17 protein-coding genes are annotated in these 21,022 nt (G+C 43.3%); 9 read left to right on the top strand and 8 right to left on the bottom strand.

Translation table 11 applies throughout. The features are described from left to right. The first annotated feature begins 12 nt into the window (after window positions 1-12). Window positions 13-2,244 (top strand): MMPL family transporter, encoded by a 2,232-nt coding sequence (locus BLR82_RS05860; RefSeq protein WP_074598015.1) that lies wholly within the window; start codon window positions 13-15, stop codon window positions 2,242-2,244. Between the two features lie 315 nt (window positions 2,245-2,559). Further along, the gene (locus tag BLR82_RS05855) at window positions 2,560-3,174 is read left to right on the top strand and encodes a class I SAM-dependent methyltransferase (RefSeq protein WP_074598014.1); all 615 of its coding nucleotides are present in this window, start codon (window positions 2,560-2,562) and stop codon (window positions 3,172-3,174) included. Between the two features lie 105 nt (window positions 3,175-3,279). On the opposite strand, the gene BLR82_RS05850 is transcribed toward BLR82_RS05855, so the two are convergent. Beyond that, complete coding sequence (locus BLR82_RS05850) at window positions 3,280-3,606, bottom strand: four-helix bundle copper-binding protein (RefSeq protein ID WP_074598013.1); 327 nt, start codon at window positions 3,604-3,606, stop codon at window positions 3,280-3,282. Between the two features lie 309 nt (window positions 3,607-3,915). On the opposite strand from BLR82_RS05850, the gene BLR82_RS05845 reads away from it, so the two are divergent. From BLR82_RS05845 to BLR82_RS05820, 6 genes are all read left to right on the top strand, one after another. Further along, window positions 3,916-5,850 (top strand): PTS mannitol transporter subunit IICBA, encoded by a 1,935-nt coding sequence (locus BLR82_RS05845; RefSeq protein ID WP_074598012.1) that lies wholly within the window; start codon window positions 3,916-3,918, stop codon window positions 5,848-5,850. A gap of 164 nt (window positions 5,851-6,014) precedes the next feature. After that, complete coding sequence (locus tag BLR82_RS05840) at window positions 6,015-8,102, top strand: BglG family transcription antiterminator (RefSeq protein ID WP_074598011.1); 2,088 nt, start codon at window positions 6,015-6,017, stop codon at window positions 8,100-8,102. Window positions 8,103-8,107: 5 nt separating this feature from the next. Beyond that, window positions 8,108-9,250: a mannitol-1-phosphate 5-dehydrogenase gene (locus BLR82_RS05835; RefSeq protein WP_074598293.1), complete on the top strand. Its 1,143-nt coding sequence runs from the start codon at window positions 8,108-8,110 to the stop codon at window positions 9,248-9,250. A gap of 838 nt (window positions 9,251-10,088) precedes the next feature. Then, window positions 10,089-11,711, top strand: a complete 1,623-nt coding sequence (locus BLR82_RS05830; RefSeq protein WP_074598010.1) for a BCCT family transporter — start codon at window positions 10,089-10,091, stop codon at window positions 11,709-11,711. 121 nt (window positions 11,712-11,832) lie between these two features. Continuing rightward, window positions 11,833-13,134, top strand: coding sequence for a globin-coupled sensor protein (locus BLR82_RS21445; protein WP_083334724.1), 1,302 nt, complete (start codon window positions 11,833-11,835; stop codon window positions 13,132-13,134). A 377-nt stretch (window positions 13,135-13,511) separates the two neighbouring features. After that, on the top strand, window positions 13,512-15,008 hold the full coding sequence (locus BLR82_RS05820) for an esterase/lipase family protein (RefSeq protein WP_083334723.1): 1,497 nt from the start codon (window positions 13,512-13,514) through the stop codon (window positions 15,006-15,008). Window positions 15,009-15,080: 72 nt separating this feature from the next. Here the strand turns inward: BLR82_RS05820 and rpsN are convergent, their stop codons facing one another. From rpsN to BLR82_RS05805, 3 genes are all read right to left on the bottom strand, one after another. Continuing rightward, window positions 15,081-15,266: a 30S ribosomal protein S14 gene (gene rpsN / locus BLR82_RS05815; RefSeq protein WP_011064535.1), complete on the bottom strand. Its 186-nt coding sequence runs from the start codon at window positions 15,264-15,266 to the stop codon at window positions 15,081-15,083. A gap of 148 nt (window positions 15,267-15,414) precedes the next feature. After that, on the bottom strand, window positions 15,415-15,780 hold the full coding sequence (locus tag BLR82_RS05810) for a DUF4363 family protein (protein ID WP_074598009.1): 366 nt from the start codon (window positions 15,778-15,780) through the stop codon (window positions 15,415-15,417). Window positions 15,781-15,798: 18 nt separating this feature from the next. Continuing rightward, window positions 15,799-16,527: a DUF421 domain-containing protein gene (locus BLR82_RS05805; protein ID WP_074598008.1), complete on the bottom strand. Its 729-nt coding sequence runs from the start codon at window positions 16,525-16,527 to the stop codon at window positions 15,799-15,801. Between the two features lie 200 nt (window positions 16,528-16,727). Here BLR82_RS05805 and BLR82_RS05800 point away from each other — a divergent pair, with 200 nt between their 5' ends. Continuing rightward, window positions 16,728-16,970 carry a hypothetical protein gene (locus BLR82_RS05800; RefSeq protein WP_074598007.1) on the top strand — a complete coding sequence of 81 codons (243 nt, stop codon included), beginning with the start codon at window positions 16,728-16,730 and terminating at the stop codon, window positions 16,968-16,970. 38 nt (window positions 16,971-17,008) lie between these two features. Here BLR82_RS05800 and qoxD read toward each other — a convergent pair whose 3' ends face one another. The 4 genes from qoxD to qoxA all read right to left on the bottom strand — a co-directional run bounded on the left by qoxD (window position 17,009) and on the right by qoxA (window position 20,829). Next, window positions 17,009-17,293, bottom strand: coding sequence for a cytochrome aa3 quinol oxidase subunit IV (gene qoxD / locus BLR82_RS05795; protein ID WP_074598006.1), 285 nt, complete (start codon window positions 17,291-17,293; stop codon window positions 17,009-17,011). A 1-nt stretch (window position 17,294) separates the two neighbouring features. Further along, window positions 17,295-17,891 (bottom strand): cytochrome aa3 quinol oxidase subunit III, encoded by a 597-nt coding sequence (gene qoxC / locus BLR82_RS05790; protein WP_074598005.1) that lies wholly within the window; start codon window positions 17,889-17,891, stop codon window positions 17,295-17,297. Next, window positions 17,891-19,837 (bottom strand): cytochrome aa3 quinol oxidase subunit I, encoded by a 1,947-nt coding sequence (gene qoxB, locus BLR82_RS05785; protein ID WP_074598004.1) that lies wholly within the window; start codon window positions 19,835-19,837, stop codon window positions 17,891-17,893. Before qoxB ends, qoxC begins: the two co-directional genes overlap by 1 nt. A gap of 71 nt (window positions 19,838-19,908) precedes the next feature. Further along, entirely contained in the window at window positions 19,909-20,829 is a 921-nt protein-coding gene (qoxA, locus tag BLR82_RS05780) for a cytochrome aa3 quinol oxidase subunit II (RefSeq protein ID WP_074598003.1), read from the bottom strand. Window positions 20,830-21,022 lie beyond the last annotated feature (193 nt).

Genomic DNA, 21,022 nt, shown 5'->3' with positions numbered 1-21,022 from the left:
AAGGGGATTGGCATGAATAGTTTTTTGGAATGGTTAGGTAAAGCGACAACTGGTATAAAAACCAGATGGTTAACCGTAGTGATATGGGTTGCCCTAGTGGCAGTAGTATCGATGGTTTGGCCTCAGGTGAATGAAGAAGAAACAGGATCGAATAATCTGTTACCCGCGGAAGCGATGTCGGAAGAGGCTGCCAGGCTTGTTGATGAACAGTTTCCGGATGATTCGGGTGTTCCGTTACTGATTGTCTGGTATAGAGATGGCGGGTTGACAGAAGAAGATTTTTCATCTGTACAATCTTTGTTTGGCGAGTTGGAAGAAAACCCGCTCGAGAATCAAAAAATGATTCCGGGATTTGGAGAAATGCCTGTACCGGCATTGCAAGGGGCAGCTTCAGAAGATGAAATGGCACTAACGACTCCGATATTTTTTAGCGAGGAAGCTGCCACAGAAGAGATTCAATCGGCGATGGGCAGTTTGCAAAAGCGTATAAATGACATCTCGGAGGAGCAGGTCTTTGAAAAAGACCTCGAATCTGAGGGGCTACATGTAAGATTCACCGGACCGGCCGGCATTCAGACTGATACCACTGCTTTGTTCAGCCAGGCTGATGTAACCTTGCTGATTGCGACTGTCTTATTGGTGTTGATATTGTTGATTGTATTATACCGTTCTCCTATATTAGCGGTTGTTCCGCTGATAGGAGTAGGGTTTGCGTATGGTTTGATCAGTCCGTTGCTAGGTTTCTTTGCTAGTCAGGGGTGGATTGTCGTCGATGCACAGGCAGTATCCATCATGACGGTCCTGTTATTCGGGGCTGGAACAGATTATTGTTTGTTCCTTGTTTCCCGTTACCGGGATGAACTGCAATTGGAAGCGAATAAATATAAGGCACTGCAGCTTGCGATTGCCAATTCCGGCGGGGCCATCATGATGAGTGCATTAACCACGGCAATCGGATTGTTGACTCTATCACTGGCGCAGTATGCTTCTTACGATCGTTTTGCTGTTCCCTTCAGTCTTGCGATCGTAATTATGTGTATGGCTGTGCTAACCCTGCTTCCGGCAATTTTGGCCATTTTCGGTAGAACGGCTTTCTTCCCATTCATACCAAGAACAGAAAAGATGGCGAAAGAATTAACAGAGAAAAAAGGAAAACCAGTTCGGCAACCAAAAACGAGAAGCAAGTTCAGTAAGGCGGCAGGTCGACTTGTTACGGAGAAGCCATGGGCAATTATTATTGTCTGCCTTCTTTTCTTGGGCGGACTGGCAGCATTCGTACCAAAAATCGATTACACATATGGCGTGCTGGATTCTTTTCCAGATGATATGCCGTCTCGGGAAGGTTTTACTGTAATTGGTGAACACTATCCTCCTGGGGAAATTGCTCCAGTCGACATGATCGTCGAGACAGATAGCGGGGTAGATGAAATTCAATCGGCTATCGCTGAAATGGACAATATTTCGGTGGTAAGTGATCCGAGATTTGGTGAGAAGAATGAGAATTTCGTTCATTACTCGGTCACGCTATCTATCGACCCTTATTCTTCTGAAGCTGTAGCCATGATTCCGGATATAAAGGATCGTGCAGTGGACGTACTGGAACAGGAGGGCATAGGAAATGCTGTTGACCATGTATGGATTGGCGGAGAAACAGCAAATCTTTTTGACACTGAACAAATAACCAGCCGTGACCAAAATATCATTATTCCGGTTATCCTTGTTATCATCGCTATTTTACTGCTGGTATATTTACGTTCGATTGTTGCAATGACTTATTTACTGTTGACGGTTGTTTTGTCCTTCTTCTCTGCATTGGGACTAGGTTGGCTGTTTATCCATTACGGAATGGGTGAGCCGGCTATGCAAGGGCTTATCCCGTTATACGCCTTTGTATTTCTTGTAGCACTCGGCGGGGATTACAATATTTTTATGATATCGAGTATTTGGAGAAACCGGAAACGAATGCCGTTAAAACAGGCAATTGCAGAAGGGGTAGGGGAAACCAGCAGTGTCATTACCTCCGCAGGCCTTATTTTGGCAGGGACATTTTCCGTTTTAGCTGTGATGCCGATGCAAGTACTTGTCCAGTTTGGTGTCGTCACCGCCATCGGTGTGCTGCTGGATACCTTTATTGTCAGACCGCTTCTCGTGCCTGCTATTACGACAGTGCTGGGCAACTATGCGTTTTGGCCAGGGGTTTTATGGAAAAAAACAGATACTCAAAGTCAGGAAAATAGAAGCTAAAGGTAGAAAGAGCATCGTCGATTAAAACAGGCGGTGCTTTTTTATGGGTAGGAATGTAGGAGTGCTGCCGTGTTGTTTCTGAGCCAATCTATCTGCAGAAGGATCTATTTTGAGTTTGACTTAAGCTGGCGATGGTAATATACGGGATATTGATAGTAAAGGTGGGGTTTTTTAGGGCGATGATAGTCGTCGGCGCCGGAAAACAGGCTGTTAGCTTTCTTAATCAGATTTATTTGGAATAATAATAGGTGATAATTTGTTTGTTTAGTGATGTTTGCTATAAATGGTATATTAGGTGGAAGAGGTGAGGAGAAAATGGGAAAATGGTTTCCAATTGCCTATGATTTTTTCATGAAACCTTTGGAAAAACATCGTTTTAAGGATATTCGAAGCAATCTTTTAGCAAAGGCAAAAGGGAGAGTTCTGGAAATCGGTTCCGGCTCAGGAATTAATTTACCACACTATCAGCACAGTGTTGAACATGTGGTGGCTATAGATCCCAATGAACAGATGTTGCAGCGTTCTGTTGAAGCTGTAAGGCAGGGGAAAGTGAAGATCCAGCTTCTGAATGCAGAGGCGGAGAAACTTCCTTTTGCGGACAATACATTTGATACAGTGGTAGCAACATTGGTATTTTGTACGGTTGCAGATCCCGAAAAAGTCATATTAGAAATAAAGAGAGTGAGTAAACCCGGTGCAAGGATACTTTTATTCGAGCATGTGAAAGTATCAAACCCGTTCTGGGCGAAGGTTCAAGACAGACTTACGCCAATCTGGAAAAGAGTGTGCGATGGCTGTCATCTAAATCGGAACACACTTGGTTATTTTAAACAGGCGGGATTATCTATGCAAGAAGTTAAAAAGTATTACAAAGGAACATTCATAACGGTAGATTGTTTATACCAGCCAGAAAGAAAGGGTCAGACTTAAAAATTCCCGGTGGAAGCTAATTAGTGAAGTAGTGCTATCATGTTTTTTTGTGTGAGAAAAGTCTCCGAAATGTATTTCGGAGACTTTTTAAGAGTGTCAAATAAATTAAGCGACCTTACGGCAAGCATCTGCACACTTCATGCAGATATCCGCACATTTCTGGCAATGTTCTTGTTCGTGTTTTTTACATTCATTTCCACAGTCTTCACAAATTTTAGCACATACAGAGGCAAGCTCTGCTACATATGGTGTACCATGCGTAATTGCTTGAGCCAGGTAACCGCAAATATCCGCACATTCACGATCAAGACGAATGCATGGTGCCATCATTTTCACGTCGTCTTCATTTAGACAAGCATCATAACAATGGTTGCACTGCACCATACAGTCATGTAAGGTATTGAGGAGCTCTTGATATTTTTCGTGTGCCATTATAACTTCCCTCCAATAAGTATTTATACTTTAATACTTTCCCATTTTAGGCTCCACTAAACAGATAAGTCCCTGCTCAGAGAGATGCCAGGGAATATGAATGGCTAATAAAATACACCGCCAATAAATGAGAATCAACTTGGCTGATAAGTACACAATAATGCCATAGGTCATTATGCATAGGAGAAACATTACCTTTGTCTTATTGACTGCGACAAAGGTAATGTTAGTGTTTCTTGAATGGCGCTTACATGTGGCTTATGATGATAACGTCTGATATTATCTTATTTTATTGAAAGGAAGTATAGTATGGCTCAATCATCTGTAAAAGTTGGAATACAGAAGTTTGGTAATTTCCTTAGTTCCATGGTATTACCCAACATTGGTGCTTTTATAGCCTGGGGTTTGATTACGGCATTGTTTATTCCGGATGGAATTATTCCGAATGAAGAACTTGCCAAATTAGTTGACCCAATGGTTAAGTACTTATTGCCGCTATTAATCGGTTATACAGGCGGTAAATTGATTCACGATCAACGCGGAGGGGTAGTCGGTGCGATTGCTACCATCGGTGTGATTGTCGGAGCTCCTGATACGCCAATGTTTCTTGGCGCGATGATCATGGGTCCTCTTGGGGGATATGTGATCAAAAAGTTCGATCAGTTGATTGAAGGGAAAATCAGAACTGGTTTCGAAATGCTTGTCAATAACTTTTCTGCCGGCATTCTCGGTGGATGTCTTGCAATCCTGTCTTTCCTTGCGATCGGACCAGCAGTAGACGGGTTCACGCAAGTTTTAGTGGTAGGTGTTGACTGGTTAGTAGGCGCAGGCTTATTGCCATTGACAAGTATCCTGATCGAACCGGCAAAAATACTGTTCCTGAACAATGCGATCAACCACGGGGTATTGTCTCCGATTGGACTTGAGCAAGTGCAGAATGCAGGGAAGTCTGTGTTATTCCTGCTAGAAGCCAATCCGGGTCCAGGTCTGGGTGTCTTGCTGGCCTTCTCTCTTTTCGGAAAAGGTTCTGCTAAACAATCCGCACCAGGTGCAGGAATCATTCACTTCTTGGGCGGTATTCATGAAATTTATTTCCCGTATGTATTGATGAAACCTATGTTGTTCATCGCTGTCATTCTTGGCGGAATGAGCGGTGTATTTACGCTGGTACTGCTGGGCGGAGGCCTTGTTGCTCCTTCATCGCCGGGAAGTATTATTGCCATTACAGCTGTCACACCTCCACAGGCTATGTCTTATGTCGCCAACTATGCGGGTGTGATTGTGGCGGCGGTAGTTTCATTTGTTATTTCGGCAATTATTCTTAAATCCGGAAAACAGTCTGAAGAAGATATTGATGAAGCTACCAAAAAGATGGAAGAAATGAAAGGGAAGAAAAGTTCTGTTGCAGGTTCTGTATCTTCAGGAGCTGGAAAAAACACAGCGGAACATGGTGTTATGCCTGAAGACGTAGACAAAATCGTATTCGCTTGTGATGCCGGCATGGGGTCGAGCGCCATGGGAGCATCCTTGCTGCGCAAAAAGGTGAAGGAAGCGGATCTTGATGTTACGGTGACGAATACGTCCATCAGCAATCTGCCGAGTGACGCGCAAATCGTCATTACACAGGAAGAGCTGACACCTCGTGCTCAAAACAAGCTTCCGAATGCTTACCATATTTCGGTGGATAACTTCCTATCCAGTCCAGAATATGACAAGCTGATTGACAGCTTGCAAAGCGGGGTATCAGAAGAACTGGCGGAACTTACGGAAGATTCTCAGGAAGAAGTAACAGAACCAGATCCGGGAAAAGCGGATGATGATGACTTGCTTCTCGAAGAGAACATTTTTATCGGACAGGAATTTGACTCGAAAGAGGACGCAATCCGCTTTGCTGGGGAAGCGTTGGTGAAAGCGGGTTATGTAGAAGAAAGCTATGTTGAGGCCATGATCGAGCGGGATAACATAACATCCACATACATGGGGAACAATGTGGCGATTCCACACGGAACAGAAGATGCGAAGAAAGCGGTACTCAAGTCTGGTTTCACGGTAGTACAGGTACCGAATGGCGTCGATTTTGACGGAGACGAAACAAAATTGATTTTCGGTATCGCAGGAAAAGACGGTACCCATTTGGAAATCCTTTCAGGAATCGCAGTCATTTGTTCGGAAATGGAAAATATCGAGCAGATGGTTCAGGCGAAAACACCAAAAGAACTGAAGGACATCGTTAACAGTAAATAAACGCAGCATAGATTAGAAAGGCGGGGTATTCCTGCCTTTCTGTTCTCATTTAAGCCAAAAAACTGGAATGAGGGACAAGAAGAGTCGTAAGTATTTTCTTGTTTTCCTGTATAGATGGACAAAGTACTTAGAAGAACATTTTAATGTAGAAATGAGTGGGTAATATGTTTATTACATCACGAGAAAAATCCATCATCGATCTGATTGTCAGAACCTCAGGAAAGCATACCGCACAATCTTTGGCTGCGTTTCTTAATGTAAGTGTTCGGACGATTCAGCGGGATCTGAAATCAGTAGAAAAATCGCTGCAACAATTTCAGTTGGAATTGACCAGAACGTCGAGCGATGGGCTCGTCATCGGTGGAAAAAATGAACATATTTACCGTCTGATGCAGCATCTTTCCAGTCTGAATCCGACAGATGAAACACCGGAGGAGCGAAAACTTTATCTATTGATTACCTTGCTGCAGGAGGGGCCGTCTTTTAAGACGCAAGTGCTGGCAAAACAGCTTGGCGTCAGCACGGCGACGTTGAGTGCTTATTTAGATGACTTGGCTGCCTGGCTGGAAAAATTCCGGGTAAGACTTTCGAGGAAACGTGGAGTAGGCGTGGAATTGCACGCTCAGGAGTCCGACAAACGAAAGGCTTTGGCAGGCTATTTTTCAATGCATTTCCACGAAGAGCTGATCGAGCAGTTATACTTGCTGCAAAAAGGGAATCAGGTAGAGGGTCCGGTATTGAGTTACTTTTCTCCGCAATATTTATTGGAAATAGATACGTTGGTCAGCCGGACGATCAATAAGGGACAAACTAGACTTGCCGATAGTGATTACATCGGTTTGGTTATCCATATATGTATCACGATGCAGCGAACGGAAAATCAATTTCCGATAGAGGAAATTGACCGATCTGTGGATAAATCCTCTATGGAGTACCAGGGAATGAAGCAAGTTTGCGAAGAGTTGAAACAAAAGTATGAAGTGCCTCTTACGGGAGCGGATGTACGGTTTCTGTCGGTTATTTTAAAGGGGTCCAAACTACAGGCTGCTGATGCCATTGAATATGACAGCATTATGCTGGGCAGATTGATTAAAAATGTTATCGCGGATGTTTCCAAACAGCTCCACGTCCATTTGTCAGATGACTTCTCGTTATTTCAGGGTCTGCTGGCCCATATGGAGCCTTCTTTGTTCCGATTGCAGCAAGGAATGGAGTTATTCAACCCTTTGACAGAAGATATTAAGCGGAAATACCCGGTATTGTTTATGGCAGTGAAAAACAGTCTGGAAGAACAATTTCAAGATGTCCGGTTTCCTGATGAAGAGGTCGCTTTTATCGTACTACATTTTGGTTCGGCACTGTTGATGAACGAGGAAAAGGCATCTATCGAGGCGGTAGTTGTCTGTCCAACAGGAATCGGCGCCTCGAAAATGCTAGCCAGTCGTATTCAACAGGAAATCCCGGAGATCCAAGAAGTAGAAATATTATCGATCAATGACTTTCAACATGCAGATCTGGATTCATTCGATATCGTTATTTCTACCGTGCGGCTGCCTTTCACAGAATTTGATTACATTCTGGTGAGCCCTTTGCTCAGCGAAGAGGACACGAAAGCGATCCATGATTTTTTACAACGAAATCTGGAAAAAATGACAAGCAAAAAACACTATTTGCAACCAGCGAATGAAAACAGACCTGTTAACCATACGGAGCAACCGGCAATTCATGATTTGCTTAATGAAATCAAGGAAGTCCATTCCAGCATAGAAGGAATCCTTGCTAATCTTCGTGTTTTCCGCCAAAAACAAACGACTGATCATCGGGAAGTATTGTGGAAAATGGTTGAACAAGCAGAGGAAGACAACTTGCTGGATGCGCCGAAAAAAATTATGAAAGAGCTTGAAGAGCGTGAAAAAAGAGGCGGCTTAGGGATTCCGGGTACGAACATGGGCTTGTACCATTGTCGGGATGATCATATTCATGAATTGATTTTTCAGGTATCTCATTTAGAGCAGCCCTGTACCATTAAAGGAATGGATGGACAAGAAGTGCAAATGAAAAACTTGTTGTTAATGCTTGCCCCCGACAGTATGAGCCATCGTGAGCAGGAAGTACTTAGCCTGATCAGCACGAGTATAATTGAAAATGATGTCGCCATGATGATTTTTTCATCATCAAACGAAGCAATGATTCGCAAAAAATTGGAGGACCTGTTTTTGAATTACCTTCAAAATAACTTGATAAAGGAATGATGACATTGAAACAAACCGTTCACTTTGGTGCAGGAAATATCGGTCGTGGTTTTATCGGTGGTTTATTCGCCGAGTCTGGTTACCATGTCACTTTTGTCGATATTGCTGACCAAATCATTGATAAATTGAATGAACAAAAAAGCTATCAGGTTAAATTGGCTACAGAGCAGGAACAAACGACCACCATTGAAAATGTATCCGGCTTGAACAATATGAAACAGGAAGAAGGAGTGATCGAAGCGATCAAGGGTGCCGTTTATCTGACCACGGCAATTGGTCCGAACATTCTGCCGCGGATTGCTCCTTTGATTGCCCGGGGGCTAACAGAGCGTGTCTATGAAACGGATGAAGCGCTCTATGTCATTGCTTGTGAAAACCAAATCTCTGCTACTGACATTTTAAAAAAACATATCTTCGAAAATCTTGATGAGGACACCAAAGAAAGATTGGAAGGGAGAGTGTATTTCTTCAACTCGGCAGTCGACAGAATTGTTCCTATCCAGGAAGATCCAGAGTCGCTTGATGTTTTGGTGGAACCATACTTTGAATGGGTTGTCGAAACAACTCAAACGATCCCGCCAATTGAAGGAATGACCGTCGTTGAAGAGCTTGCCCCTTTTATAGAGCGTAAATTATTCACCGTGAATACAGGTCATGCAGTGATTGCTTACTTTGGCTATCTAGCTGGAAAGAGTACAATCGACAAAACGTTGGCTGATGGGACTGTTGCTAAGCAAGTACAGGATACCTTGAAAGAAACCGGGGCTTACCTTGTGAAGCAATATGGTTTGAACGAAGAAGAGCATTTTGCTTATATTCAAAAGATTATCGAACGGTTTAAAAATCCGTATTTGAATGATGCTGTTACAAGAGTTGGCCGTGCTCCAATGCGTAAGCTGGGACCAGAGGACAGGCTGATTCGGCCGGCGACAGAGGCCCAGAAAGTCGGATTGCCGTTTACGAATTTAGCGAAGGCGATCGCAGCTGCACTGTTATTTGATTACCAAGAAGATGAAGAAGCAATGAAAATCCAGGAAATGCTCAAGGAGCATGGACCAGCATATGTGCTGAAAGAAGTGAGCGGATTGGATGAAAACAGTGAAATCAGCAAGGAAGTAATCGAGCAATACCATGCATTGAAACAATAATATCTAGTTATACGAAAAACGCCTGGAGGAAATTTTCCTTCAGGCGTTTTTGTTAGCTCTTTTATGTAGTGTCGTAATAAATATAAACTGCGACATCGTTTGAGTGCGTCTTCCTAACTTCCTACTTTTATCGAGTGGGAGTACGGCGCTACGGAAATACCCTGCGCTTTCCGCGGGCGGCTGGTGAGCTTCCTCGAGCTAACGCTCTGCGGGATCTCACCGAGGCCATTCCTCCCGCTGGAGTCTCCGGGTATTTTCTCCGCTGAGAACAGCTTCCTGTTTATAAACGAGTGTAATAGACATTCTTCTCTTGAATCACTTGTTACTGGATGTAGCTAGGATAACAAGCAGAGTCCAAGAGAAGGACAAATGACGGAACCCAGCTGTTTTTAATGAAGGAGAAGTACGATTCCTGGCAAGCCTTTTTAGATATCTTGTTGAGTCTCAAGGAAAAAGTTTCTACACTTGCGACATTCAGCAAGCTTCTTAGCGCAGGCAGCATACGCATACTCCTGCGGGAAAAGCGCGAGCTGAAGATTCACTTAGGAAAGCGGTCTTCTTTACCAAGTTAGCTGAAGCCGTGCCCGCGGAAAGCGAAGTATGCTACCGAAGCGGTGGTTAACAACTTTATTTAACAGGCAATGGAAATTCCCATTACAGTTACTGCGCAGTTTCTAGCCAGTACGAACAATTAACAACATTGGGAAGGTTATTATTTGTCATTGAACGGTTAATGAAGCACGGACCGGATAAAAATCCGTTTTTAAACAAAACTAACTGACAAAAGGTTCTTATTCCTATAAAAAATTATCCGTTATTATCAGGAAAGGAAGATAATATGAAAAATCGCTTAATTGATTGGCCGACTTTTATTGGAGCCTTAATAATATTGCTGGCAGTTACCATCCCGCTCGTTCTGTTCCCTGAACAGGGTGAATCATTTGTCCTGGCGGCTAATGATTTTGTCACCCAGAACTTCGGTGTTGTTTATTTGCTTGTCGGCTTTGTTTTGTTTTTCTTTCTGATATACGTGGCGTTTAGCGTAAATGGACACATCAAACTGGGTGAAAAAGACGAGAAGCCGGAGTTTAATACTTTTTCCTGGGCAGCCATGCTATTCTGTGCCGGAATTGGTTCTAGTATATTGTACTGGGGAACGATTGAATGGGCGTACTATTATCAGGACCCGCCCTTTGGGATTGAAGCAGGTTCCAGAGAAGCAATTCAATGGGCCAGTTCATACGGAATATTCCATTGGGGGCCGATTGCCTGGGCTATTTACACCCTTCCGGCATTGCCAATGGCTTATTTTTACTACGTCCGGAAGAAACCGGTATTAAAAATAAGTGAGGCTTGCCGGCCATTGATCGGGCGGCTAACCGATGGTCCCGTCGGTAAACTGATCGATATTTTATTTATGTTCGGACTAATGGGCGGAGCAGGTACCACTCTTGCACTAGGTGCTCCGATGATTGCGGAGGGTGTCTCCCGTTTGACAGGTCTGCCCGCAAATATGACCATGCAGACGCTAATTCTGATTTTGTGTACGACCATTTTCGCTATAAGCGCTTATTCGGGTTTGCGTAAGGGAATCAAAGTGCTCAGTGATTTGAACCTATGGTTGGCCATCTTTTTACTGGCATTTATTTTTGTATTCGGACCGACTACCTTTATTGCAGAGACGACGACCAATAGTATCGGCTTGATATTGGATAACTTTTTTCATATGAGTACTTGGACAGAACCATTCAATAATTTAGGACCGTTCGAACGTACTGGTTTTCCGGAAGGATGGACGGTGTTCTATTGGGCATGGTGGCTTGTGTATGCCCCGTTTGTGGGCTTGTTTGTCGCGAAAATCTCTCGTGGCCGGACGATCCGTCAAATGGTCCTTGGAACAATTATCTATGGCTCGCTAGGTAGTTTGCTATTTTTTGGAATCATGGGGAACTTTGGACTGTATATGCAGCTTACCGGTCAGTTCGATGTTGTCAATGTTTTGAATAACCAAGGTGCCCCTTATGCGATTATCAGCATAATCAATCAACTGCCATGGGCACCTTTGATTATCCTTGTTTTTACAGTCCTGGCGATTATCTTTCTGGCAACCACATTTGATTCAAGCTCTTATATTCTTGCCTCCGTTGTCCAGTCGGAAGTGGAGGACGAGCCATTACGGTGGAATCGTTTGTTTTGGGCATTCACCCTATGTTTGATGCCGTTGGTGCTGATGTTTATCGGAGGGTTGTCGACATTACAGACAGCCAGTATTGTCGGTGGGTTTCCGTTACTCTTTATCATGCTCATGCTGGCATGGTCGTTCATGAAAGCATCCACCGATGATTTGAAAGCATCCGAACATTATAAGCCGAAAACCATCAATCTTGACTATAAAAAGATCCTGCAGCGGTTGAGACGAAAGAAGAAGAGGCAGGAATCGTCCGATAAAACAGAAAGCTGATTGGAGTTTGCCTGTGAAGGTTAAACGTTTCCAATATGCCCGAGTTCTCATCTTCATAATCCCTCCCATACTTCCGATATAAAATAAGAAGGAAATAAAAGGGATATATGGGGGAAAAAACATGCAGTTAGGATTAAAAAAGCGAAATGGTTCAAGCAAGGGGACTTTCATCGATGATACACTTGCCGGGAAAACAAGGCTGAACATCGACCACCATGAGGATTTGAAGAAACAGATCAGAATGATAAATCTGCAAAAGCAGGATTTAGTGGTGCTCGCTTCCTTGAAGCCTTTTGTTCAGGAGAAAATCCATACTATCGTGGAACAATTTTATCGCAATTTGGAGCACGAAAGTTCGTTAATGAGTATCATTGAAACGAATAGCTCGGTCGACAGGCTGAAAAAAACACTGCTCGCCCACATTCAAGAGATGTTTGACGGGAAGATCGACGATGACTTTATTGATAAGCGGCTGAAAATTGCTCATATACATTTTAAAATCGGGTTGGAGCCCAAGTGGTATATGTGCGCCTTCCAAGACTTATTGCTGTCTCTTATTGCCATCATCAACGAAAAAATACAAACAAAAGAAGAATCGCTTAAGGCGATCGAATCCGTAACTAAAATATTGAGTTTGGAGCAACAACTTGTACTGGACGCTTTCCAGCAAGAAAATGAGAAAACCCATCGACAACAAGAGGAAGAAAAGAACCTGTTGCATAGTGAAATCAAGGATACCTCTTCTGAGTTGGCAGCAGTGTTTGAGGAGACCACAGGATCGATCGGGGAGCTGGTAGCTAACTTAGAAGGGATTTTACGCATTTCCAAAGAGGGTACCGAAACATCGATGGATGTTGAGCAGACCTCGATCACTGGAAAACAGGATTTGGAAGGCCAGCAAGAAAAAATGACTGATATTAATGACAAGATGGAAAAAATCAAAGAAGAAACAGTAGGGCTCCTGGAGATATCCAACCAAATAGGAGAAGTAGTCACCATTGTGACAGGAATCGCAGAGCAAACGAATTTGCTAGCCTTAAATGCCTCAATTGAAGCTGCCAGAGCAGGTGAACATGGGAAGGGTTTTACTGTGGTTGCTGACGAAGTGCGGAAGCTCGCCGAAGAAACGAAGAAGTCTGTATCAAGTGTCTCCGAGCTTGTTGGTAAAACGGACGCCCAAATTAATGGTGTTTCTTCGTATATTTCGGAAGTAAGGGAGTTAATTCATAACGGAACAGATGACATGAAACAAATCAATCAAGTGTTTGATACGATTGTATTAAAAATGAAACAAAGCAAGAATCAAAGTGATTCGATTGAGGTGGAAATCGAAACCTTCAAAAGCAGTCTGGATGAAGTCAATAATGCTGTGACCCATGTAGCCGGTTCCATTGACGGACTCGTGGAATTGACGAAAAAGTAAAGCGTCAAAAATCGCATAAGTCTAGTCTTTTTAGTGATAAAATCATCAGCATTTTCCAGGATGCTGGTGATTTTTTGCATGATAGCGCTAAGATTTACAAGAGTTATCATCGCTGAAAAACACGCAGCTTTCCACAGCTAGTTTTGAGAGCCTTCTCGAGCTCAGGGCAGCGTGGTTTCAGACAGATGTTTCCTATCTGCTAATCACCACCATCCTCTTTCCTACCCTGGTTAAGTTCTGAATTTCACATGGTGAATTTCTTCATTTTTCTTTCTCAAGACAAGGGTATGTAAAATATTACATTGTTTCCGTATTAAGGTTCTACCGCATTCATCTCCTTATATACTCTCAATGAGAATAAAAAAAGGAGTGAGGAAATGCTGAAAAAGGTTCTGGTTGTTGGTGTTCTATTGTTTTGTCTGCTTCCTACAGCAGTATTGGCTGGATCATTTGGTAAAGGGGATCCACCAGGGAATACGGGTGAATGGTATGTCGGGATAACACCGTCCAACGGTTCAGATGCCAATCATCCCATTTTGTTCGTTCACGGTCTCAACAGTTCTTCCTATACATGGTGGGAAGACAATGACATGTATGATACAGCATTATTAAACGGATTTGAAACGGCATTTATCGATTTATATCCGACCAGCGATATGTGGGACAATGGAGCATTGCTGGCCGAGAAACTTCAGGAGATATATTCCTTCTTTGGTGAGAAGGTTGTCGTCGTAGCTCATAGTAAGGGTGGCATCGATGTACAATCTGCTGTAATTCATTATGGAGCCGCCCCGTATGTCGAGAAAGTCATTACGTTATCGGCCCCACACCACGGCAGCCAGCTTGCTGATCTTGCTTATAGTAGCTGGGCCGGTTGGCTGGCGGGAATATTGGGCAACAAAAACGATGCAACCTATTCGCTGCAGACTGGTTACATGGCGAATTTTCGAACCGTTACGGATTCCATTACAAATGATATTCCTTTTCTTACGTTTGGGGGAACGGAGCGAGGAAGCTTTGGTAGCTCGCTGTATTGGGGAGGTTTGTATTTGAGCAGTTTTGGACCGAATGACGGGGCAGTCACCTTCGCAAGCTCCAGGCTGCCTTATGGAACGGAAGTAAGTGCAGGGGCATGGAATCACTATACCATTAAGCAAGGTAGTTCTACCTTTGAACTCTTTTCTGGTTTTTTATCTGAAGCTGGAGAAGGAACTGAAACCTTGTACAAACCATCCCAATTGGAGAAAAACGAGCAGTCGGTTCAACAGGATGAGCAGTATGGATTTATATTAAGAGGAGGGCAGTCACAAGGGAAACAAACAGAATCCTTCTATGTAGAAGGGAAGGCTGAAGGATTGGTTGTCGACTGGATAAGTGATAAAAAAACTTCACGATTACAACTTGTCGGTCCTGATCGAAAAACATACACGGCTTTTTCCGTTGAGGTAGATAAAACAGATTACTTAAAGGGAGCGTACCATCATCGTATTTCGGTACCAAAACCACTACCTGGTAAATGGTCGATGATAGCTGACACCGATCTGTCACAGCATTATTTGCTTCAAGCAGCTATCGATGGTCCGCTTAATGACAAACTGAATGTGGAGATGGGAGAGGGGCAATTTAATGTTGAAGCAAAGGACCAAGTAAAAAAACCTACTGTAACCGTTAAACTGGTGAAGTATCAAAATAACCAGCAACAAGCCCAGGTGATACAGAGTCTTGATCAGATTTCTTATTATCGCTTGCCAGATTTGGGAGAGGGTGTGTATAACGTAACATTCGATATTCAAGGTGAGAGTGGAGGAGAGAAATATGAACGGACGATTGTTAAATCGGTTTTTGTTGATGAGGAAGGGAGGAAGTATCCATGACTATCGTGAAAAGGAGACGGCCTATGGTAGGAAATAGACAGGAAGAGTCAGCCTTTTCAGCTGACCCTTGTTTTACCAGCTTGCTTTCTTGACGCCAGGAATTTGTCCTTTATAAGCTAATTCTCGAAAACAAATTCGGCATAGCTTGAACTTACGAATGACAGAGTGTGGCCGGCCGCATCGCTCACAACGCGTATATTCTTGTACTTTAAATTTTTGTGGTCGCTTCTGTTTTGCTATCATCGACTTTTTGGCCAATTGGTTGTACCTCCTTTTAGAAAATTGTTTATAAAAATAGATGAAATAAGATAGGTTTAAACAAATATTATATCATACTTAGAAACAATAAGTTAATGAGAATATTACCCAATATAACTTTTGGATATAAATAGAAAGCTACCGTCATTTATCTGGCTAATTGTTCCCACTGCCCATAGTAATAATAGATTTCTTCCAACACACTTTGATCATCTTCGGCTTCGACTCCGCCGCGAATGCGGGCGATCGTTCCGTCTATTTCTAAGAGTTGTTCTTTTTCCACGCTGAATTGGATGCGCCGTACGATTTTATCCCAGGCTTTTTCCATCGTAGCTGCTTCTGCTTTTACCTCGCTCCAGTCTTTATTCTTCACTCCTGCTTCAATATGTTGAATCGATTCGTATAGACGGTCGTCATTTCCGAGTGGCTGTTTTAGAAAGGCGCCGCTATTCATTACGGCAATGAAAATAGCTAAAGTCAGCAATGGAATAAAGTATAAAAGAAACTTTTTCATCAGTTGTTCCCTCCATCCTTAATAAGGTCCATCATAATCGCCCATTTCAGTTTCTTTTCCAATATTGTCTTTAAAGGTATCGATATAAAGACTGTCATCAGGCAGGATCAATGCATAAGAAATTTGTTTAACGTCGTTTATCTGTTTGGCTTGTAATTGTTGCTGAAGCCACTCCCGGTCTTTGTGCCGCTGAGTCAGGTTTTGTTCCAGCACGATGCCGTCCTGTATTATTTCTGTAGCTAATCGACCGGTTTTGGTTGGAATCTGTAAATCCTTGCGGGTGACGGGAAGATATTCCGGTTTTTGTTTAACAGACAGTTCACCATTTATTTCGAAAACAGCATACTCTACCTGCGTGATATCAAATATTTGTTGACTGCGCAGCAAGGTCATCAATTCGCTCATTTTTATCCGCATTTTTCCAAGATTGGTCTCCAATATCTTCCCATCCTCTATGACGACTGTCGGTTCTCCATCGAGTACTTTGCCTAGATAACGGTTTTTGATGGTGATGTATTGCAACAAACCAGTCAACAAAGCATAACCAACGAGTCCCAGCCAATGCGCCCATGCCTTGGCGGATAGATCGGTTGCCAGAGTGGCTGCAATGGAACCGATTGTAATGCCATTGATATAGTCAAAAAAAGTGAGTTGACCGACCTCTTGTTTACCGAGTAACCTGGTAAAAATCAACAAGGTGAAGAAGGATATAATGACGCGTACGATTACAACAACAGTTTCATTCATCGTGGGAATCTCCTTTCTTTCCTTCTTGTATTTTTTACATAACCGGTAAATTTATAAGTCTCGGGGAGTCATGTTTGACAACGCATACTAACGGAAATAATAAAAGGAAAGGAAATAAGGTTCACAATTCCGTAACAAACTTTTGACAAAAGTGTGAACAAGGTGGATAATAGAGGTAAGAATAAAGGAGGATGAGTTGGATGGCTACAAAAGCTCAAATTCTCAATGCAACCAAAATTACAGGGGCTGTCGTGCTCACGGCAGGTATTATCATTTTTCTGGCAGGTTTCTTTGCAAACGGTTCCAGTATTTTGACGCCGATTGGCATCGGGACTGTGATGGGGGCCGTGTTTATTTTTCTCATGGGTGTTTTCTTTGTAGTGACCGAAGAAATCCTGGAGAAAGTCGAACACCGGAAGCAAATGGGTTCTAAACATGCATAAAAAAGAGCACCTGGCAGCAGGTGCTCTTTTTCTATTATTTATACATAACCCCAAATCATTGCCAACAGTGTACCGAAAACAGTAAGCAGGGCAATGATGACTCCGTAATAAATATTGAGGTAAATCGTCCCTTTATCCTCTGATTCGCCAGCATGCATGAACACGATCAGCTGTAAACCGGCTTGAGTGAAGGCTGTTAAAAGCAATACAGTCATGCCAACGGCAAACGACATATCCAGAAAGTAAACCAACAGCGCAACGATTGTCAGGACTAACGAAAAGACAAAGCCCATGACTTGTTTACGTGGGAATAGTTCTTTCATATTACATCATTCCTTTCAAGTAGACGAAACTGAATATGAAAATCCAGACGACGTCCAGAAAGTGCCAGTAAAGCGAGAAAATGAATGATTTATTTGCCGTTTCCGGAGTGAGCCCCCGCTTTTTGATCTGGATGAGAATGAATAATCCCCAAAACAAACCGAAGGTAACGTGTGCTCCGTGCGTTCCTAAAGTGGACAGCAGAATCGATGTGAATGCACTTGTTTGCAGTGCAGCTCCTTCTTCAATATAAGTGAAGAATTCCACTACTTCGAATCCGACAAAGGCAAGGCCTAACAGCAAGGTAATGCTGAAGAAAGTAATTGTCGCTTTTTTATTCATCAGCCGCATTGCATGGACGCCGAGACCAATGGTAAAACTACTGGTCAACAGGATAAAGGTTTCAAAGATGACCGGTGTAATTTCGAAAATTTCACTGCCGGAAGGACCGCTTCCTGTCCAGCCTTCTAATGTGAAATAAGAGGCGAACAGGGTGGCAAATAGCATGATTTCCGCTCCCAGGAACATCCAAAAGCCCAATATATTCAAGTTGTTTTGTTCTGTGCTATATTCGAGAGGCTTTGTTTGGTCTACCTTCATTATCGGGCACCTCCCAATTTTTCTTCTGTTTCTTTCACTTCTTCTACCGGTATATGGTAGCCGTGATCCTGTTCAAAAGAACGGTGCGCCAGGCAGGCAAAGATACCAAGCAGTGCAATCACTGCCAAAACCCAGATGCTGAACACTAATGAAAAGCCGAGTACAAAGAAGATAGCACTCATGATAAATGGAACACCGCTGTTATTCGGCATGTGAATTTCTTTATACTCTCCAGAAAACAGTTTGTGTCCGTTTTTCTTGGAATCCCAGAATGCTTCACTGGAATTGACCTGCGGTGTAATCGCAAAGTTGTAATCAGGTACCGGCGTATGGGTAGCCCATTCAAGTGAGCGGGCATCCCACGGATCGGAACCGATATCTCTGGATGCATAGCGTGTGCTGTAATAAATATTGTAAACAATCGTTACGAACCCTGCGGCCAGCATGATGGCGCCGACAAAGGAAAGCATATTCCAAATGCCGAATCCAGTTGCTTCCGAGTACGTGTACATCCGGCGTGCCTGTCCGTCCAGTCCGGAAATGAACATCGGGAAGAATGCGACACATGTACCGATGGAAATCAGCCAGAAGGATAATTTGCCGATTCGCTCGTTCAGCATGAAACCGAACATTTTTGGCCACCAGTAGGTGAGTCCAGCCAACATGGCAAATACAACCCCTGGAATGATTACCAGATGGAAGTGGGCAACCAGAAACATCGTGTTATGGTATTGATAGTCGGCTGCCGACATACCAAGCATAACCCCGGTAACACCGCCGATTGTAAAGATCGGAATGAAACCTAGAGAATAAAGCATCGGTACAGTGATGGTGATTTTCCCTTTCCAAAGGGTGAACAGCCAGTTGAAAATCTTGATTCCGGTCGGTATCGCAATCGCCATCGTCGTGATGGAGAAGATGCTGTTGACCATTGCGCCTTGTCCCATTGTAAAGAAGTGGTGCACCCAAACGACAAAGGAAAGCACGGAAATCAACACAATCGATGCAACCATCGATTTGTACCCGTACAGATTACGCCTTGCAAATGTCGGGATGATTTCACTGTAAATACCGAAGGCCGGTAATATGAGAATATAAACTTCAGGGTGCCCCCATACCCAAAACAGGTTAGCCCATAGCATATCCATCCCGCCATCGGTGGTAGTAAAGAAGTTACCGCCGAATAGACGATCGATGGTTCCCATAGCCAAAGCTACTGTCAACACAGGGAAGGCAAACACGATGATCAGGTTGGTGATCAAAGCTGACCACGTAAACATCGGCATTTTCATCAGTGTCATGCCAGGTGCACGCATTTTTAAAATGGTTACGATAAAGTTGATACCGGTAATCAGTGTACCGAGACCAGCGATTTGAATCGCAATCATATAATAGTTGGTTCCAACTGATTGGCTGAATTCATTCCCGGCCAGCGGGAAGTAAGATGTCCATCCGGCATCTGGAGAACCGCCGATGACAAAGGAAATGTTAAACAGCATGGCTCCCCAAAAATAAAGCCAAAAGCTTAAGGCATTCAGACGAGGGAATGCCACATCACGAGCTCCGATTTGCAGCGGTACGACAAAGTTCATCAATGCCATGATAAACGCCATGGCCATAAAGATAATCATGACCACTCCATGAGTGGTGAATATCTCGTTGTAGTGCTGTGAATCGAGCAGCGTATTTTCAGGGAGGGCCGTTTGCGCCCGCATCATGATGGCGTCAGCTCCTCCGCGGAAAAGCATCAGTAAAGCGGAGATTAAATACATCATGCCGATCCGTTTATGGTCTACGGTTGTCAGCCACTCACGCCATAGATAGCCCCATTTTTTTGTATAAGTGACACCTGCGACGATCGCTACCAAGGTAAGCGTGATGGCCACCATGGAAGCATAGATCACAGGACTTGGATGAGGTATGGCAAATCTATCAAAAAAGTCCATCCTTTTGTGACTCCTTTCAGGAAATAACTCGGATTGTCTTTCGTATCTTGGATTCTGTCAGTCTACTAGTCTCACTCGGAATGATTATGGTCTTCATGGTCTTGATCCATATTCATGTTTCCTTCTTCCGAATTGTCGGAGCTGTCGCCATGGTGATGGCCGCCATGCTCACCTTCGGGAGGAGGAGAGAATTCCAAATGTGTGCTTGAAAATGTCAACTGTCCAAGATGTCCCGGCTCCAGCAATTCGTTGTACTTTTCTTCCGTAAGCGGTTCTGCCGTTTCTTGGACTTCATCAACCCATTCATCGAATTCATCCGGTGCCACAGCGTTGACGCTGAAGGTGTTTTCAGCAAAACCTTCACCACTGAAGTTGGCGTTTCGTCCCATATATTCACCAGGTGCGTCAGCTGCCAGGTGAAGGGTGGTCACCATGTCGGACATTGCGTATTTTTGTCCACCAAGCTGTGGTACCCAAAAGCTGGTGATGGGCCCTTCCGAGTAAAGCTTGAATTCCAATGCTCTGTCGGTTGGAATGTAAAGGTAATTGACTGTTTCTATCCCTTGTTCCGGATAACTGAAATGCCATTTCCAGTTGGAAGATTGAGCATAAACAACCAATGGGTCCTGATCTTCATAACCTTCTGGAGTCGCTTCGACAAGATAGTTGCTTCGTACAGAAACGATCGAAAGAACAATAACGATAAGGACTGGTATACCGACAATAATGCCCTCGACAATGTGATTTCCCTCAATATGGGGAGGTTCATAATCGTCGCTTTGCTTGGAAGAGCGGTATTTAACCAACATATAAATTAAAATGGCAAAAACTGCTATAACGATAAAGGACATAATACCAATCGATAATAGAATGACATCTGCCTGTGTCTGGGCTTGCGGCCCTTTAGGATTTAAAACCATCAAAGGTTCACAGCCGGTCAATACAGCCATGACTGCAAACATAAGTAATAGTAAAGCGCCTTTTATTTTCATGAAGGTACCCCTTTCTGTTTATTTAGTAGCTTATCAAGAAGCTAAAGCGGTACATGGTCTTTTCATTTAATTATCATAGTACGGTGTATGAAAAAATACAATTATATGTGAAGTTTGTCACAAAAGGTTCATGAATTTAATGTGAGTTTTGTCACTGAATGTTCATGATTATATATAGGAAGAAGTTCATGAT

Source organism: Sediminibacillus halophilus (genome assembly GCF_900103695.1).
GTDB classification, from domain to species: Bacteria; Bacillota; Bacilli; order Bacillales; family Amphibacillaceae; genus Sediminibacillus; species Sediminibacillus halophilus.
The sequence above is the reverse complement of the archived record's forward strand: the minus strand, read 5'-3'. Positions and strand labels throughout refer to the sequence as shown.

Bases quoted from the DNA above. Each gene is read 5' to 3' on its own strand.
- BLR82_RS05840 (WP_074598011.1), top strand. From the start codon at position 6,015: ATGTTTATTACATCACGAGAAAAATCCATCATCGATCTGATTGTCAGA.
- BLR82_RS05845 (WP_074598012.1), top strand. From the start codon at position 3,916: ATGGCTCAATCATCTGTAAAAGTTGGAATACAGAAGTTTGGTAATTTC.
- BLR82_RS05850 (WP_074598013.1), bottom strand. From the start codon at position 3,606: ATGGCACACGAAAAATATCAAGAGCTCCTCAATACCTTACATGACTGT.
- qoxD (WP_074598006.1), bottom strand. From the start codon at position 17,293: ATGAAAGAACTATTCCCACGTAAACAAGTCATGGGCTTTGTCTTTTCG.
- qoxB (WP_074598004.1), bottom strand. From the start codon at position 19,837: ATGGACTTTTTTGATAGATTTGCCATACCTCATCCAAGTCCTGTGATC.
- BLR82_RS05810 (WP_074598009.1), bottom strand. From the start codon at position 15,780: ATGAAAAAGTTTCTTTTATACTTTATTCCATTGCTGACTTTAGCTATT.
- BLR82_RS05805 (WP_074598008.1), bottom strand. From the start codon at position 16,527: ATGAATGAAACTGTTGTTGTAATCGTACGCGTCATTATATCCTTCTTC.
- qoxA (WP_074598003.1), bottom strand. From the start codon at position 20,829: ATGAAAATAAAAGGCGCTTTACTATTACTTATGTTTGCAGTCATGGCT.
- BLR82_RS05820 (WP_083334723.1), top strand. From the start codon at position 13,512: ATGCTGAAAAAGGTTCTGGTTGTTGGTGTTCTATTGTTTTGTCTGCTT.
- BLR82_RS05800 (WP_074598007.1), top strand. From the start codon at position 16,728: ATGGCTACAAAAGCTCAAATTCTCAATGCAACCAAAATTACAGGGGCT.
- BLR82_RS05860 (WP_074598015.1), top strand. From the start codon at position 13: ATGAATAGTTTTTTGGAATGGTTAGGTAAAGCGACAACTGGTATAAAA.
- BLR82_RS05830 (WP_074598010.1), top strand. From the start codon at position 10,089: ATGAAAAATCGCTTAATTGATTGGCCGACTTTTATTGGAGCCTTAATA.
- qoxC (WP_074598005.1), bottom strand. From the start codon at position 17,891: ATGAAGGTAGACCAAACAAAGCCTCTCGAATATAGCACAGAACAAAAC.
- BLR82_RS21445 (WP_083334724.1), top strand. From the start codon at position 11,833: ATGCAGTTAGGATTAAAAAAGCGAAATGGTTCAAGCAAGGGGACTTTC.
- BLR82_RS05855 (WP_074598014.1), top strand. From the start codon at position 2,560: ATGGGAAAATGGTTTCCAATTGCCTATGATTTTTTCATGAAACCTTTG.